The organism is Allobosea sp. TAF32 (genome assembly GCF_052113585.1).
GTDB lineage: Bacteria > Pseudomonadota > Alphaproteobacteria > Rhizobiales > Beijerinckiaceae > Allobosea.
Genome location: NZ_JBFRDM010000003.1, coordinates 77,569 through 92,587, shown reverse-complemented (window position 1 = coordinate 92,587; position 15,019 = coordinate 77,569). Strand labels below are relative to the sequence as shown.

The following is a 15,019-nucleotide window of genomic DNA, read 5'->3' as shown; positions in this document are numbered from 1 at the left end:
GGTGAGACGCTGGCTTGCGACAAGCTCTGGACGAATGCGCGGCTGGCGACGATGTCGGTTGCGATCGATGCGCCCTATGGCGCGATCGAGGATGGCGTCATCGCCGCCCGAGACGGCCGCATCGTCTATGCCGGCCTGCGCAGCGAGGCGCCCATCTTCCAGGCCGCCGAGACCGTCGATTGCGCGGGAGGCTGGATCACGCCGGGCCTGATCGATTGCCACACTCATCTCGTCTATGGCGGCGACCGCGCGCATGAATTCGAGCTGCGCCTGCAGGGCGCGACCTATGAAGAGATCGCGCGGGCCGGTGGCGGCATCCTCTCCACCGTCAAGGCGACGCGCGAGGCGAGCGAGGAGACGCTCTTCGCCTCCGCCGACCGGCGCCTCGCCGCGCTCATGGCCGAGGGCGTCACCACCGTCGAGATCAAGTCGGGCTACGGGCTGGAGCAGCAGGCCGAGCTGAAGCAGCTCCGGGTCGCGCGCCGGATCGGCCGCGAGCGGCCTGTCACCGTCCGCACCACCTTCCTCGGCGCCCATGCCGTGCCGCCGGAATACAAGGGGAGCTCGGGCGATTACACCGCGCTCGTTGCCGGGCCGATCCTCGATGCCGTCGCGGCCGAGGGGCTGGCCGATGCGGTCGACGTCTTCTGCGAGGGCATCGCCTTCTCGCCGGAGGAAACGAAGGCTGTCTTCGAGGCCGCCAAGGCCAAGGGCCTCGCGATCAAGATCCATGCGGAGCAGCTCTCCAACCTCTACGGCGCGAAGCTCGCCGCCGAGATGGGGGCGCTTTCCGCCGATCATCTCGAATATCTCGACGAGGCCGGCGTCATCGCCATGGCCAAGGCCGGCACGGTCGCGGTCGTGCTGCCCGGCGCCTTCTACTTCCTGCGCGAGACGCAGAAGCCGCCGATCGAATTGATGCGCAAGCATGGCGTCGCCATCGCGCTCGCCACCGACGCCAATCCCGGCTCCTCGCCGCTGACCTCGCCGCTGCTGGTCCTGAACATGGCCTGCACGCTCTTCCGCATGACGCCCGAGGAGGCGCTGGCCGGACTCACCCGCCACGCCGCCACGGCGCTCGGCCTGCAAGACGAAATCGGCACGCTGGAGGCCGGCAAACGCTGCGATCTTGCGATCTGGGACATCGAGCGCCCGGCCGAACTCGCCTACCGCATCGGCTTCAACCCGCTTCACACCCGCATCTGGAACGGACAATGACCACGGTTTCGCTTGCCCCGGGCGCCGCCCGCCTTACCGATTGGCGCGCCATCCGCGACGGCGCCACGGCCGCCCTCGCCGGCGACAGTGCCACCTCGATCGCCTCCGGGCAGAAGATTGTCGAGGAGATCGTCGCCGCCGGCACGGTGACCTATGGCGTCAATACCGGCTTCGGGAAGCTCGCCAGCGTCCGCATCGCCGATGCCGATCTCGCCAAGCTCCAGAGCAACCTGATCCTCTCGCATGCGGTCGGCACCGGGCCGGCCCTGCCTGACGGCGTCGTCCGCCTGCTGCTGGCGATGAAGGCCGCGAGCCTGGCGCGTGGCGCCTCCGGCGTGCGGCCGGTCGTGATCGAGGCGCTGATCGGTGCGCTCAAGGCCGATGCCTTGCCGGTGATCCCCGCCAAGGGTTCGGTCGGCGCTTCCGGCGACCTCGCCCCGCTCGCCCATATGACCGCGGCCCTGATGGGCTTCGGCGAGATCCGCCTGAAGGGCGAGGTGATGCCGGCGACCGAGGCGCTGAAGCGCGCCGGACTTAGCCCGCTTGCGCTCGGCGCCAAGGAGGGCCTCGCGCTCATCAACGGCACGCAGGTCTCGACCACGCTGGCGTTGACCGGGCTTGCCACCATCGCCCGCGTCTTCGACGCCGCGCTCGTCGCCGGCGCGCTCTCGGTCGATGCGCTCAAGGGCTCCGACACCCCGTTCGATCCGCGCATCCAGACGCTGCGTGGCCAGCCCGGCCAGATCAAGGTCGCAAAAATCCTGCTCGACCTGATCGCCGGCAGCGCCATCCGCGAGAGCCATCGCCATGGCGATACGAAGGTGCAGGACCCCTATTCGCTGCGCTGCCAGCCGCAGGTCATGGGCGCCGTGCGCGATCTTATCGGCAACGCCGCCGCGACGCTTTCGATCGAGGCCAATGCCGTCACCGACAACCCGCTGGTGCTTGGCCCCGGTGAGATCGTCTCGGGCGGCAATTTCCACGCCGAGCCGGTGGCGTTCGCCGCGGACATCCTGGCCATGGCCGTCTGCGAGATCGGCAATCTCTCCGAGCGCCGCATGGCGCTGCTGGTCGATCCCGTGATGAGCGGCCTGCCGCCCTTCCTTGCCCGCGATGCCGGCCTGAACTCGGGCTTCATGATCGCGCAGGTCACGGCTGCGGCGCTCGCCTCCGAGAACAAGCAGAAGGCTTATCCGGCCTCGGTCGACACCATCCCGACCTCCGCCAATCAGGAAGACCATGTCTCGATGGCGACGCATGGCGCCTTCCGCCTGATCGACATGGCGAAGAATGCCGCCAGCGTCATCGGCGTCGAACTGATGGCGGCGGCGGAAGCGATCGAGCATCACCGCCCGCTCAAGACCAGCGCGCGGCTGGAGCCGGTGCTCGCCCTGCTGCGCAGCAAGATCGCGCCGCTCACCGAGGACCGCTATCTCGCCCCCGACCTCGCGGCCGCGACCGAGTTCGTGCTCTCCGGCGCCGTCGGCAAGGCCGCCGGCCTCGACAGCTTCGCCGAGTGCGCGGCGTGAGCGCCGAGATCGTCACCGTGACGCGGGGCTCGTCCCCGCTGATCCTCTCGATGCCGCATCCCGGCACCGGCGTTCCGCCGGAGGTCGCGGCGCAGCTCAACGAGCGTGGCAAGCTGGTCGAGGATACCGACTGGCATATGCGCCAGCTCTACGGCTTCGCCGCACCGTTCGCACCGACCATCGTCGAGGCGCAGCTCTCGCGCTTCGTCATCGACCTCAACCGCGATCCGGCCGGGGTCTCGCTCTATCCGGGCCAGGCGACGACCGAACTCGTGCCGACCACGACCTTCGACGGCGCGCCGATCTGGCAGACCGCGCCGGACGCCACTGAGATCGAGCGGCGCAAGGCGGCCTATTTCCAGCCCTATCACTCAGCGCTGGCTGCCGAGATCGCGCGGGTGAAGGCCGAGCACGGCTACTGTGTGCTGTGGGACTGCCATTCGATCAAGTCGGTGATCCCGCGCCTGTTCGAGGGCACGCTGCCGACGCTGAACCTCGGCACCAATTCCCGCGAAAGCTGCGCGCCGAGCGTTGAGGCCGCCGCCGTCGCCGCGATGGCTGGACACCCCTTCACGCAGATCGCCAATGGCCGCTTCAAGGGCGGCTGGATCACGCGCCATTACGGGCGCCCCTCAAGCCAAGTCCACGCGCTCCAGATGGAAATCGCGCTCTCGGCCTATCTCGCCGAGGAGACCGCGCCCCGGACCTTCGACGCGCCGAAGGCCGCCAGCCTGCAGACCGCCTTGTCAGCCACAATCGAAGCCGCGCTTGCCGCAGCCGCAGCCATCGAACGGAGCCGCTCATGACCCGCTTGGACAATACCCGCGTCATCCGCCCCGCCACCGGCACCGAACTCACAGCCAAGAGCTGGCTGACCGAAGCGCCGCTGCGGATGCTGATGAACAACCTGCATCCTGATGTCGCCGAGAACCCGCAGGAGCTCGTGGTCTATGGCGGCATCGGCCGCGCCGCCCGCTCCTGGGAGGATTTCGACCGCATCGTCGCGGCGCTGCGCCAGCTCGAGGCCGACGAGACGCTGCTCGTGCAGTCCGGCAAGCCGGTCGGCGTGTTCCGCACCCACAAGGATGCGCCGCGCGTCCTGATCGCCAACTCGAACCTCGTGCCGCATTGGGCGAACTGGGACCATTTCAACGAGCTCGATAAGAAGGGGCTCGCCATGTACGGCCAGATGACGGCCGGCTCCTGGATCTATATCGGCACCCAAGGCATCGTGCAGGGCACCTACGAAACCTTCGTCGAAGCCGGGCGCCAGCACTACAATGGCAGCCTCAAGGGCAAGTGGGTGCTGACCGGCGGCCTCGGCGGCATGGGCGGCGCGCAGCCGCTTGCCGCGGTGATGGCCGGTGCCTCCTGCCTCGCCGTCGAGTGCAATCCCGACTCGATCGATTTCCGTCTGCGCACCCGCTATCTCGACGAGAAGGCCGAGACGCTCGACGAAGCCATGGAGATGATCGCCCGCTGGACGAAGAATGGCGAGGCGAAGTCGGTCGGCCTGCTCGGCAACTGCGCCGAGATCCTGCCGGAAATGGTCCGCCGCGGCATCCGGCCGGACATGGTCACCGACCAGACCTCGGCGCACGACCCGGTCAACGGCTACCTGCCGAAGGGCTGGACCATGGGCCAGTGGAAACAGGCGCGCGAAGCCAATCCGAAGTCCGTCGAGAAGGCCGCGCGCGCCTCGATGCGCGAGCATGTCGAGGCGATGATCGCCTTCCAGGACATGGGCATCCCGACCTTCGACTACGGCAACAATATCCGCCAGGTCGCCAAGGACGAGGGGCTGGAGAACGCCTTTGCCTTCCCGGGCTTCGTGCCGGCCTATATCCGCCCGCTGTTCTGCCGCGGCATCGGCCCGTTCCGCTGGGCCGCCCTTTCGGGCGATCCGGAGGATATCTACAAGACCGACGCCAAGGTGAAGGAGCTGACGCCCGGCAACACGCACCTGCACAACTGGCTCGACATGGCGCGCGAGCGCATCTCGTTCCAGGGCCTGCCGGCGCGCATCTGCTGGGTCGGCCTCGGTGACCGCCATCGGCTCGGCCTCGCCTTCAACGAGATGGTCCGGAACGGCGAGCTCAAGGCGCCGGTCGTGATCGGCCGCGACCATCTCGACTCCGGCTCGGTCGCCTCGCCGAACCGCGAGACCGAGGCGATGAAAGACGGCTCGGACGCGGTCTCCGACTGGCCGCTGCTCAACGCGCTGCTCAACACCGCGAGTGGCGCTACCTGGGTCTCGCTGCATCATGGCGGCGGCGTCGGCATGGGCTTCTCGCAGCATTCGGGTGTCGTGATCTGCGCCGATGGCACCGACGACGCGGCTGCCCGCCTCGCGCGCGTGCTCTGGAACGATCCGGCGACCGGCGTGATGCGCCATGCCGATGCCGGCTACGACATCGCGTTGGACTGCGCCCGCGAGAAGGGGCTCAACCTGCCGGGTATTCTGGGCTGAGCCCTCGTGTCATTCCGGGGGGCTCCGCGCAGCGGAGAACCCGGAACCCACGACCGGGCGAGCCCTACCCGATCGCAGCATTCTACCCATTCGTGGGTTCCGGGTTCGCCCTTCGGGCGCCCCGGAATGACATGGGTGGTGGCGTGAATTCGAAGGAGCCTTCCATGCGCATCATCCGCGCCGCCGATTGCAAGGTCATGCCGTGGAAGAACGGCGGCGGCACCACGACCGAGATCGCGGTGGCGCCGGAAGGCGCCTCGCTCGGAGATTTCGACTGGCGCATCTCGATGGCGCATGTCGGGCAGGACGGTCCGTTCTCATCCTTCCCCGGCATCGACCGGACACTCTCGGTGCTGACCGGCAACGGCATCCGCCTCGCCTTCGGCGATGGAGAGACGGTGGCGCTCGACCGCTCGACCGCACCGTTTTTCTTCGCCGCCGACCACGCGGTGGAGGGCGTGCTGGTCGACGGGCCGATCGACGATCTCAACGTGATGAGCCGGCGCGGGACGTGGAGCCATAGCGTCGCGCGCCTGACGGGCGGATCGCATGAGATCGCGGTGGAGCATGGATTGCTGGTCTTGGTGGCGCGCGAGGGAGAGTGGCAACTGAATGGCGCGGCTCTGGCTGCCGGGGACAGCGCCGTGTTCCAAGCTCCCGCCACCGCAAAACTCGCCGCCGGGAACAGCAGCGATCTGTTCGTGATCCGACTGCAGCGGGTCTGAGCTGCCGTCATTCTCGGGCGGAGCGCAGCTCCGACCCGAGAACCTCAGGACGAGAAACCACTGGTTTCCGAGATGCTCGGTTCAAGCCCGAGCATGACGCCTTCCCTCGCCTCACGCCGCCTGCCGCGGCTGCGGGCCGACATAGACCGATTGCGGCCGGATCAGCCGGCCGCCGGCGATCTGCTCCTTGGCATGGGCGAGCCAGCCCGTCGTCCGTCCGAGCGCGAAGACGCAGGTGAAGGAATCCGGCGGGAAGCCGAGCGCCTCCAGCAAGAGCGCCGTATAGAATTCGACATTGGTTTCGAGCGTGCGGTTGGGTTTGCGCTCGCGCAGGATGGCGAGCGCCGCCTGCTCGACCCCCTCGGCCAGCGCGAGCCGCCCGCTATCGGCGCCGAGCCGGCGTATCGCGCCCTTCAGCGCATCGGCGCGCGGGTCGCGGACGCGGTAGATACGGTGGCCGAAGCCCATCAGCCGGTCGCCGCGATCCAGCGCCGTTTCAAGCCACGAACGGGCATTGTCGGGCGTGCCGATCGCATCGAGCATCCCGATCACCGGGCCGGGCGCGCCGCCATGGAGCGGCCCCTTCAGCGCACCTATGCCCGCAAGGACGGCCGAGACCAGCCCGGCGCGTGTCGAGGCAACCACGCGAGAGGCGAAAGTCGAGGCGTTGAGACCGTGATCGGCGACGGTCACGAGATAGGTATCGAGCGCGGCGGCCTGCTGCTTCGTCGGCGCCTTGCCCGTCAGCATGCGCAGCGTATCGGCCGCCTGCGACAGCGACGAATCGGGCGAGATCGGTGCGAGACCCTGCCGCAGGCGCAGAGACGCGGCAGTGAAGACAGCCGGCGCCGCCAGCAGCCGCAGCACCGTGCCGCCATCCTCACCATCGGGGATCAACGCGGTCATCGCCCGGATCATCTCGACCGGGCCGAGCGACATGGGCACCGTCGCCTTGGCGACGACCGTCTCGAACAATTCCTGCCGAGCCGCGCCGAGCGCTGCCGGCAGATCCTTGGTGGCAGGCAGGTCCGGCACGAAGCCGTCGAGCATCAGCCCGGCCATTTCTTCGAAGGAGGTGTGTCCCGCCAGTTCGTCTAGGCTGTGGCCGCGCATCACCAGCCGACCGGCCGCTCCATCGACTTCCGAGAGCACGGTATGGGCGGCAACGACATCTTCAAGGCCATCGGACATGGCGATCACTCCTGCAAAACGACAGCTTGAGGATCGGTAGCTTCATCGCTAGAATCAATCTTGAACAATATAATCAATATATTTTCGGATGACCGACTGGCTGACGACGCAACAGGTGATGCAGCGGCTCGGGCTGAAGCCGCAGACGCTCTACGCCTATGTCAGCCGCGGGCTGATCGAGGCGCGCGGCGACGCAGCGGATTCGCGGCGGCGGCTCTACCGGGCCGAGGATGTGGCGCGGCTGGAGCATCGCAAGGCGCGGGGGCGCAAGCCCGCCGCCATCGCCGAAGATGCGATCGCCTTCGGCGAGCCGATCCTGGCCTCGGGCATCGCCACGATCCAGCGCGGCAAACTTTGGTATCGCGGGCAGGATGCCGCGACCCTGGCCGATACGGCGAAGCTGGAGGATGTCGCGCGGCTGCTCTGGGATTGCGGCTCGCAGCGCTTTCCGCCGCTGTTCACGATCGTGCCGGAGGCACCGGCCCGGCAGCGCATGTTCGCGGTGATCGCCGCGCGCGCCGCTGGCGATCCCGCCATGGCGGGGCGCGCGAAGAAGGCGCTCTATCTCGAGGCGGCCTCCGTCATCGACGCGCTGGTCGATGCGATCGCAGGGCGGCCGGGCCAGGGGCCGATCCATCACCGGCTGGCGCAGGCCTGGGGCTGCGACGAACGCGGCGCCGACCTGATCCGCCGCGCGCTCGTGCTGCTGGCCGACCACGAGCTCAACGCCTCGACCTTCGCGGTGCGCGTCGCGGCCTCGACGCGCGCTTCACTCGCGGCCTGCATCTTGGCCGGGCTCGCAACGCTGTCCGGGCCGCTGCATGGCGGGATGACCCCGCGCGTGCTCGGGCTGATGCGCGAGATCGCGAGCGAGGGCGTCGAGATGGCGGTCTCCGCCCGGCTTGCGACGGGCATGCCCCTGCCCGGCTTCGGCCACCCGCTCTATCCGGACGGCGATGCGCGGGCGCGGGCACTGCTCACCGCGTTCACGCTGCCGCCGGCCTATGAGGAGACGCGCCGGGCCGTCACTGCGCTGACCGGAGAGGAGCCGAATATCGACTTCGTGCTGACGGCGATCGCGAGCGAACTCGGGCTTGCGCCGGATGTCTCGTTCCAGATCTTCGCCGCGGCGCGCTGCGCCGGCTGGATCGCCCATGCGCTGGAGCAAGGCGAGACCGGGCGCCTGATCCGGCCTCGCGCCCGCTATGTCGGGCCGGAGCCGGCCTAGGCCGGCTCGAAAACTTTGTCATTCCGGGGCTTCGCGCAGCGAAGAACCCGGAACCCACGACCGGGTGAGGGGCTTACAACCCGGCATCAAATCCCACCCAGTCGTGGGTTCCGGGTTCGCGCCTGCGGCGCGCCCGGGAATGACAAAGGTGGTGCTGTTAGCAGCCGGCATCTAAGCCGGCTCATCGACCTTCGTCTGCGTCGCCTTCCGCCCAAGCTCGCCCTCACGCTCCTCGATATAACCGCGCGTGATCGGCAGTCCGTCGAGCTTCTTGGCGAGCTGGAATTGGAAGACCACCAGATCGTCGTGCCGGAAGCTCGCCTCTGAGGCGGCAAGGTAGAACTCCCACATCCGGGCGAAGCGCTCGTCATACATCGCCACCGCCTCGGCGCGCCGGGCCAGGAAGTTCTCGCGCCAGGCTTTCAGCGTCTCGGCATAGTGGAGGCGGAGCACCTCGACATCGGTGATGACGAGCCCTTCCTGCTCCACCGCCGCCGCCACCTCCGACATGGCGGGGATGTAGCCGCCGGGGAAGATGTACTTGGCGATGAAGGGATTGGTCGCGCCAGGCGGCGTCGAGCGGCCGATCGTGTGGATCAGCGCCACGCCATCGTCGTTGAGCAACTCGCGGATCTTGCGGAAGTAATCGCGATAATAGCCGACGCCGACATGCTCGAACATGCCGACCGAGACGATCCGATCGAAGGGCTCCGTCAGGTGGCGATAATCCTGCAGCCGGAACTCGACCGGCAGGCCGGACTCCCCGCCACGCTCCCGCGCGATGGCGAGTTGCTCCTCGGAGAGCGTGATGCCCGTCACCGAAGCGCCGGTCTCGCCGGCGATCGACAGCGCCATGCCGCCCCAGCCGCAGCCGATATCGAGCACGCGCTGGCCCGGCTGCAGATCGAGTTTGCCCATGATGTGGCGCTTCTTGGCGAGTTGCGCTTGCGCCAGCGTCATATTCGGCTGCGCGAAATAGGCGCAGGAGTATTGCATGTCCGGGTCGAGGAAGAGCCGGAAGAAATCGCTCTTCAGGTCGTAGTGATGCGCGACGTTGCGCTTCGCCAGTGCCGGTGTGTTGTTCTGGTGGAAGCGGCGCACAGCGGTGCGCAGCCCCTCCAGCGTCTTGCCCCAGCCCTTCGGGCGGGCCTTGTGGATGGCGGCGACCAGCACGTCGAGCAGATCATAGAGCGAGCCCTGCTCGACCACGACGCGCCCGTCCATGACGGCCTCGCCCAAGGCGAGCTCGGGATTGAGCGCAAGTTTCAATTCCGTCGGCGCATCCAAGATCCGCATCCGCAATCGCGGCACGGCTCCCTGTCCGATGGATTGAAGCGTGCCATCGGGAAAAACGACATCGATACGTGGCTCGATCGCGAGCCGAGACAACATCCTGGCAATCAGCGAATGCATTGGCCCCACCTTCGGCAGCGCCCCTTTCGCCCCAAGATGGCAAGTCGGATCGCCGTCGTAACCGCCCTTTGGCGCAAGGCAGGCACTCGCCTGCGACATGACAACGCAGGCGGCGTGGTTCGGTTCCGTTGGGGAAGCATGGCTGACTGCTGGAGGGACTCAGTGGTCGGCGGCGATGACTTCGGCGCGGATCTCCTCGACCAGCCGCTCCTTCAGCGCGACGAATTCCGGTGTCGTCTTGATGGTGTAGGGCCGCGGATGTGGCAGCTCGACCGGGATATCCGCCTTGATCCGCCCCGGGCGCGCGCTCATCACCACGACGCGGGAGCCGACGAAGATAGCCTCCTCGATGTCATGGGTGACGAAGAGCACGGTCTTCTTCTCGCGCTCCCAGATGCCGAGCAGCATCTCCTGCATCAGGGCGCGGGTCTGGTTGTCGAGCGCGCCGAAGGGCTCGTCGAGCAGGAGGATCTTGGGATCGTTGGCGAGCGCGCGGGCGATCGCGGTGCGCTGCTGCATGCCGCCAGAAAGCTGCTTCGGGAAATGATCGACGAAGTGGCCGAGCCCGACGCGCACCGCCCAGTCGCGCGCGATCCGCAGCCGCTCGGCCTCGGGCACGCCCCTCTCGCGCAGGCCGAAGGCGATGTTCTCTTGCACTGTCAGCCAGGGGAAGAGCGTGTAACTCTGGAAGACGAAGCCGCGATCGGCTCCCGGCCCCGACACCGGCGTGCCGTCGAGCAGGATGCGCCCCTCGCTCGCCGTCTCCAGCCCCCCGATGATGCGCAGCAAGGTCGACTTGCCGCAGCCGGAGGGGCCGAGAATGGTAATGAAGTCGTTGTCGGCGACGGCGAGCGAAGTCGGCATCAGCGCGCGCGTCGGCTCAGCCCCGCGCTGGCCTGCGAAGACCTTGCCGACATTGTCGATGACAAGCTTGCTCATGCGCGCGCCCATGGGAACAGGCGCTGGTTGACCGCCTTGAAGAGGAAATCAGAGATGAGGCCGATGAGGCCGATCACGATGATGCCGAAGATGATCTGCCCGGTGTTCAGCAGCGCCTGGCTGTCCGTGATCATGTGGCCGATGCCGGAGGACGAGCCGATCAGCTCGGCGACGATGACATAGGTCCAGGCCCAGCCGAGGACGAGGCGGAAGATCTCGGCGATCTCCGGCGCCGCATTCGGCAGCATGACGCGGCGCACGACCGAGCGGTCGGTCGCGCCCAGCGTATAGGCGGCGTCGACCAGATCGCGCCGGATCGAGCCGACCGAGACCGCGATCATCAGGATGAGCTGGAAGACCGCGCCGATGAAGATGACGAGCAGTTTCTGCGTCTCGCCGATGCCGGCCCACAGGATCAGCAGCGGGATGAAGGCCGAGGCCGGCAAATAGCGCGCGAAGGAGACGAAGGGCTCCAGGAACGCCTCGATCGGCTTGTAGGCGCCCATCAGGATGCCGAGCGGCAGGGCGACGATGACGGCGATGATGAAGCCGCCCACGACGCGCCAGATCGTCATCATGATGTCGAAACTGAAGCCGTAGCGCACCATCAGATTGTAGCCCTCGCCGACCATGGTCAGCGGATCGGCCAGGAAGAGGCGCTGGACATAGCCGCCGAAGGTCGCGACCGACCAGAGCGCCACGAACAGCGCAAAGAAGGCCACGCCATAGCCTATGCGGGCCGCGGTCGAGACGGGTTGCAAGGGTCTCATCGCACTATCGTTCCGGGGACGGCCATAGCCAGTTGCTTCCAGGGTTCGATCGACCAGAAGCCGGCCGCTGCGCCGGAGGTCGAGGGGAGTATGTAGATTTCGGCGCCGGCCAGCGTCTCCGCCTGCCGCCCATAGACGAGCTGTCCCTCGCGAACTCCAAGGACAGCCTGCGCCGCGCGTTTGCCATTGAAGGCCACGATGCGCGGCGCGCAGGCAGCGATCCGGGACGCGAGGCCGGCCACGTCGAAATGGCTGCCTCGCAGCATGGAATCCGGGCCCGAGCTCCGCTTGGCAACATCGGTCAGGCCGATGCCGTAGCGCGGGAGGCTGCGGAAGTCTTCCGGCGCCAGCTTCATCGGCACCAGCCCGGTCTGATGGAGCACCGACCAGAACTTGTTGCCTGGACCGGCATAATAGGCTCCGCGCCGGGCCGAGGCGGTTCCGGCCTGCGTGCCGCAGAAGACGACGCGCAAGCCGGGCTCCAGAACATCCGGAAGGATTTCGCCGCTTAGGCATTCAAGGCCGGCCGTCACCCTGCAGCCCTCATCCTGAGGAACCGCGAAGCGGCGTCTCGAACGATGCTCCAGATGGTTCCCGAGCCTTCTGGAACATCCTTCGAGACGCCATCCCTTTCGGGATGGCTCCTCAGAATGAGGGCTCGCGGAGATCTCAAGCAGCCTCCCCGGTTTCTACTTGCCGGCGACGAACTTCGTGTCGACCAGCGAAGCGAGGTCGGGCTTCGCCTTGACCAGGCCGATTTCGAGCAGCAGGTCGGCGGCCTTGGCCGAGAAGGCCTGCCAGTCGCCGGAGAAGAACTTCTTGTTGCCCTCGGCATCCGACCAGCGCAGGAACGCCGCCGACTTGCCGAACTGCTCGCCGGTCTGCTTCACATCGGCGCCCATGATCTCATAGGCCTTGGCCTGGTCCTTCTTGATCATCTCCAGCGCTTCGAAATAGCTCTGGGTCAGCGCGGCCGCGGCCTTGTCGTTGACGAGGAAGGCCGGCGTGCAGCCGAAGGTGTCCATCACCATCGGGTAGTCGAGGGTGGTGGCGATGATCTTGCCCGCATCCGGCTTGTCGCGGACGGTGGAGAGATAGGGCTCATAGGTCATCGCCGCGTCGTTCTGGCCGGCGATGAAGGCCTGCGCGGCCGGACCGGGCTCCATGTTGACGACCGTCACATCCTTCACGGACATGCCGTTTTCCTTGAGCATCCAGGCCAGCGCGAAATAGGGCGAGGTGCCGGGCGCCGAGGCCGCGACCGTCTTGCCCTTCAGGTCCTTGATCGAGCCCACACCGTTGCGCACGGCCATGCCGTCGGCGCCATAGCTCTTGTCGAGCTGGAAGATCTGCTTGGTCTTGATGCCCGCCGCATCCCAGACGATCCAGGTCTCGACCGTGGTCGCGGCGCACTGGATGTCACCCGAGGCGATGGCGAGGTGGCGATCCTTCTGCGGAATCTTCTTGATCGTGACGTCGAGGCCGTTCTTAGCGAAGATACCAGCCTCCTTGGCGAGGACCAGCGGCGCGAAGCCGGTCCAGCCGGAAATTCCGATATTCACCTTGGTCTGCGCCTGCGCGCCGCCCGCCGCCAGAAGCGCCGCGAGGCCGAAGCCGACGCTCGCACCGATGCGCTTGAATGCTGCCATGTTCGAAACCCTTCCCCTGCTTAACGGCGAACGCGCCATTCAGGACGCCTAGACAGCGTCATTCACGGCGCGAAGCAACCTTCGTTCCAAATCAGGTTAAATGCATATGCAAACCCGTCAAGGCGCCGATCACCATCGCTTGGGAAAGCCATGACATTCTCTCGTTTGACAGCGCGAGAGGAATTTCCTCCCTTCACGGCCGCTGGCGCAGGGGCGCCTTCTATCGAGTCGAGGTTTTCAGGATGAACGGCGCCGACCGCCTTTGCGACACCCTTCTGATCAACGGCGTCGATACCTGCTTCGCCAATCCCGGCACTTCCGAGATGCACTTCGTCGCGGCGCTCGACCGCAAGCCGCAGATGCGCTGCGTGCTCGGCCTGTTCGAGGGCGTGGTGACCGGTGCCGCCGATGGCTATGCCCGCATGGCCGACAAGCCGGCCGCGACGCTGCTGCATTGCGGGCCGGGCATGGCGAACGCGCTCGCCAACATGCACAATGCAAGGCGTGCCCGCACGCCGATGATCAATGTCGTCGGCGACCATGCCACCTACCATCTCCAGCATGACGCGCCGCTGACCAGCGATATCGAGAGCCTGGCGCATCCGATGTCGCATTTCGTCCGCCGCATCGCCTCGCCCGAGGATGTCGGCCCGGCGATCGGAGAGGCCTATGTCGCCTCGCTGACGCTGCCCGGCGTCACCACCGTGATCCTGCCGGCCGACTGCGCCTGGGGCAGCGTCGAGCCGGCCGCCCTCAAGCCGACGCCGCTGCCGGCGCTGAAGAGCGTCGATTCAGCGGCGATTCGCGAGGTCGCCGCCGGGCTGCGCAAGCATGGCGCGCGCGCCGCGATCATGCTGACGGGGCTCGCGCTGCGGGAGAAGCCGATGGAGATGGCAGCCCGCGTCTGCGCCGCGACCGGCGCCAAGATCTTCAGCCAGATGTCGAATGGGCGCATTCAGCGCGGCGCCGGCCGCGTCGCCATGCCCAAGGTGTTCTATCCGATCGACAAGGCGCTCGATCAGCTCAAGGACGTCGATTATCTCGTGCTGGTCGGCGCGCAGACGCCGGTCGGTTTCTTCGCCTATCCGGGCAAGCCCGGGCGCCTTGTCCACGATGACTGCGAGGTCGCGACGCTGGCCAGCCCGGGCGACGATCTGCCCGCAGCGATCACGGCGCTCGCCGAGGAGATGGGCGCGACGAAGACGGCGCCCGTCTATATCGCCTCGCCGCGCAAGGAGCAGCCCGGCCTGCCGACGGGCAAGCTCGATGCCGACAAGGCCTGCGCCATCGTCTCGGCCCTGCTGCCGGAGAATTGCATCGTCTGCGATGAGTCGGTCTCCTCGGGCCGCAGCTTCTACTATGACTGCCACAGCGCACCGCAGCACGACTACATCCAGCTCACCGGCGGCGCGATCGGCGAAGGCATCCCGCTCGCCATCGGCGCAGCGGTCGCCTGCCCCGACCGCAAGGTCATCAACATGCAGGCCGACGGCTCAGGCATGTACACGGTGCAGGGTCTGTGGACGGAGGCGCGCGAGAATCTCGACATCGTCACAGTCGTCTTCGCCAATCGGACCTACCAGATCCTGCACGGCGAGATGCGCGCCGTCGGCGTCAACGATTTCGGCCGCAACGCCACGCTGATGCTCAACATCGACGAGCCGGCGCTGGACTGGGTCTCGATGGCCAAGGGCATGGGCGTCGAAGCCGCCCGCGCCACCACGGCCGAGGAGTTCACCAGCCTGTTCAAGGCCGCGCTCGCCAAGAAGGGGCCGTTCCTGATCGAAGCGGCGATCTGAGACAGCATCCGACCAAAACGCCCTCCGCCCGAGAACGACGTCTCGGGGTGGAGGGCGATCTTCACGCGGGCAGTGAGGAGAAGCTTTT

General features: G+C 67.3%; 13 protein-coding genes. 7 read left to right on the top strand and 6 right to left on the bottom strand.

What is annotated here, in order from left to right; translation table 11 throughout:
* The first annotated feature begins 51 nt into the window (after positions 1–51).
* From hutI to AB4Z16_RS07945, 5 genes are all read left to right on the top strand, one after another.
* Complete coding sequence (gene hutI / locus AB4Z16_RS07965; protein WP_441511186.1) at positions 52–1,218, top strand: imidazolonepropionase; 1,167 nt, start codon at positions 52–54, stop codon at positions 1,216–1,218.
* Positions 1,215–2,747, top strand: coding sequence for a histidine ammonia-lyase (gene hutH, locus AB4Z16_RS07960; RefSeq protein WP_441510800.1), 1,533 nt, complete (start codon positions 1,215–1,217; stop codon positions 2,745–2,747). The genes hutI and hutH overlap by 4 nt, the downstream gene beginning before the upstream one ends.
* Positions 2,744–3,553, top strand: a complete 810-nt coding sequence (gene hutG / locus AB4Z16_RS07955; protein ID WP_441510799.1) for an N-formylglutamate deformylase — start codon at positions 2,744–2,746, stop codon at positions 3,551–3,553. The genes hutH and hutG overlap by 4 nt, the downstream gene beginning before the upstream one ends.
* A complete protein-coding gene (hutU, locus tag AB4Z16_RS07950) occupies positions 3,550–5,217 on the top strand; it encodes a urocanate hydratase (protein WP_441510798.1) in 1,668 nt (555 codons plus the stop codon). Before hutG ends, hutU begins: the two co-directional genes overlap by 4 nt.
* Before the next feature lie 164 nt (positions 5,218–5,381).
* Positions 5,382–5,942: a HutD/Ves family protein gene (locus tag AB4Z16_RS07945; protein ID WP_441510797.1), complete on the top strand. Its 561-nt coding sequence runs from the start codon at positions 5,382–5,384 to the stop codon at positions 5,940–5,942.
* Between the two features lie 111 nt (positions 5,943–6,053).
* On the opposite strand, the gene AB4Z16_RS07940 is transcribed toward AB4Z16_RS07945, so the two are convergent.
* A complete protein-coding gene (locus AB4Z16_RS07940) occupies positions 6,054–7,133 on the bottom strand; it encodes a citrate synthase/methylcitrate synthase (RefSeq protein ID WP_441510796.1) in 1,080 nt (359 codons plus the stop codon).
* A gap of 88 nt (positions 7,134–7,221) precedes the next feature.
* Here AB4Z16_RS07940 and AB4Z16_RS07935 point away from each other — a divergent pair, with 88 nt between their 5' ends.
* Complete coding sequence (locus AB4Z16_RS07935; RefSeq protein ID WP_441510795.1) at positions 7,222–8,361, top strand: citrate synthase family protein; 1,140 nt, start codon at positions 7,222–7,224, stop codon at positions 8,359–8,361.
* A gap of 171 nt (positions 8,362–8,532) precedes the next feature.
* On the opposite strand, the gene AB4Z16_RS07930 is transcribed toward AB4Z16_RS07935, so the two are convergent.
* The 5 genes from AB4Z16_RS07930 to AB4Z16_RS07910 all read right to left on the bottom strand — a co-directional run bounded on the left by AB4Z16_RS07930 (position 8,533) and on the right by AB4Z16_RS07910 (position 13,132).
* Positions 8,533–9,753 carry a class I SAM-dependent methyltransferase gene (locus AB4Z16_RS07930; RefSeq protein ID WP_441510794.1) on the bottom strand — a complete coding sequence of 407 codons (1,221 nt, stop codon included), beginning with the start codon at positions 9,751–9,753 and terminating at the stop codon, positions 8,533–8,535.
* 180 nt (positions 9,754–9,933) lie between these two features.
* Positions 9,934–10,713, bottom strand: a complete 780-nt coding sequence (locus AB4Z16_RS07925; protein WP_441510793.1) for an ABC transporter ATP-binding protein — start codon at positions 10,711–10,713, stop codon at positions 9,934–9,936.
* Positions 10,710–11,483, bottom strand: a complete 774-nt coding sequence (locus AB4Z16_RS07920; protein WP_441510792.1) for an ABC transporter permease — start codon at positions 11,481–11,483, stop codon at positions 10,710–10,712. The genes AB4Z16_RS07925 and AB4Z16_RS07920 overlap by 4 nt, the downstream gene beginning before the upstream one ends.
* A complete protein-coding gene (locus AB4Z16_RS07915; RefSeq protein WP_441510791.1) occupies positions 11,480–12,016 on the bottom strand; it encodes a mismatch-specific DNA-glycosylase in 537 nt (178 codons plus the stop codon). The genes AB4Z16_RS07920 and AB4Z16_RS07915 overlap by 4 nt, the downstream gene beginning before the upstream one ends.
* Before the next feature lie 156 nt (positions 12,017–12,172).
* On the bottom strand, positions 12,173–13,132 hold the full coding sequence (locus tag AB4Z16_RS07910; RefSeq protein ID WP_441510790.1) for an ABC transporter substrate-binding protein: 960 nt from the start codon (positions 13,130–13,132) through the stop codon (positions 12,173–12,175).
* Between the two features lie 242 nt (positions 13,133–13,374).
* Here AB4Z16_RS07910 and AB4Z16_RS07905 point away from each other — a divergent pair, with 242 nt between their 5' ends.
* The gene (locus AB4Z16_RS07905) at positions 13,375–14,931 is read left to right on the top strand and encodes an acetolactate synthase large subunit (protein ID WP_441510789.1); all 1,557 of its coding nucleotides are present in this window, start codon (positions 13,375–13,377) and stop codon (positions 14,929–14,931) included.
* The last annotated feature ends 88 nt before the right edge of the window (positions 14,932–15,019 follow it).

Coding starts and splice junctions, on each gene's coding strand:
- AB4Z16_RS07905 (WP_441510789.1), top strand. CDS start 13,375: ATGAACGGCGCCGACCGCCTTTGCGACACCCTTCTGATCAACGGCGTC.
- AB4Z16_RS07930 (WP_441510794.1), bottom strand. CDS start 9,753: ATGTTGTCTCGGCTCGCGATCGAGCCACGTATCGATGTCGTTTTTCCC.
- AB4Z16_RS07935 (WP_441510795.1), top strand. CDS start 7,222: ATGACCGACTGGCTGACGACGCAACAGGTGATGCAGCGGCTCGGGCTG.
- hutI (WP_441511186.1), top strand. CDS start 52: ATGTCGGTTGCGATCGATGCGCCCTATGGCGCGATCGAGGATGGCGTC.
- AB4Z16_RS07920 (WP_441510792.1), bottom strand. CDS start 11,483: ATGAGACCCTTGCAACCCGTCTCGACCGCGGCCCGCATAGGCTATGGC.
- AB4Z16_RS07940 (WP_441510796.1), bottom strand. CDS start 7,133: ATGTCCGATGGCCTTGAAGATGTCGTTGCCGCCCATACCGTGCTCTCG.
- AB4Z16_RS07910 (WP_441510790.1), bottom strand. CDS start 13,132: ATGGCAGCATTCAAGCGCATCGGTGCGAGCGTCGGCTTCGGCCTCGCG.
- AB4Z16_RS07945 (WP_441510797.1), top strand. CDS start 5,382: ATGCGCATCATCCGCGCCGCCGATTGCAAGGTCATGCCGTGGAAGAAC.
- AB4Z16_RS07925 (WP_441510793.1), bottom strand. CDS start 10,713: ATGAGCAAGCTTGTCATCGACAATGTCGGCAAGGTCTTCGCAGGCCAG.
- hutU (WP_441510798.1), top strand. CDS start 3,550: ATGACCCGCTTGGACAATACCCGCGTCATCCGCCCCGCCACCGGCACC.
- hutH (WP_441510800.1), top strand. CDS start 1,215: ATGACCACGGTTTCGCTTGCCCCGGGCGCCGCCCGCCTTACCGATTGG.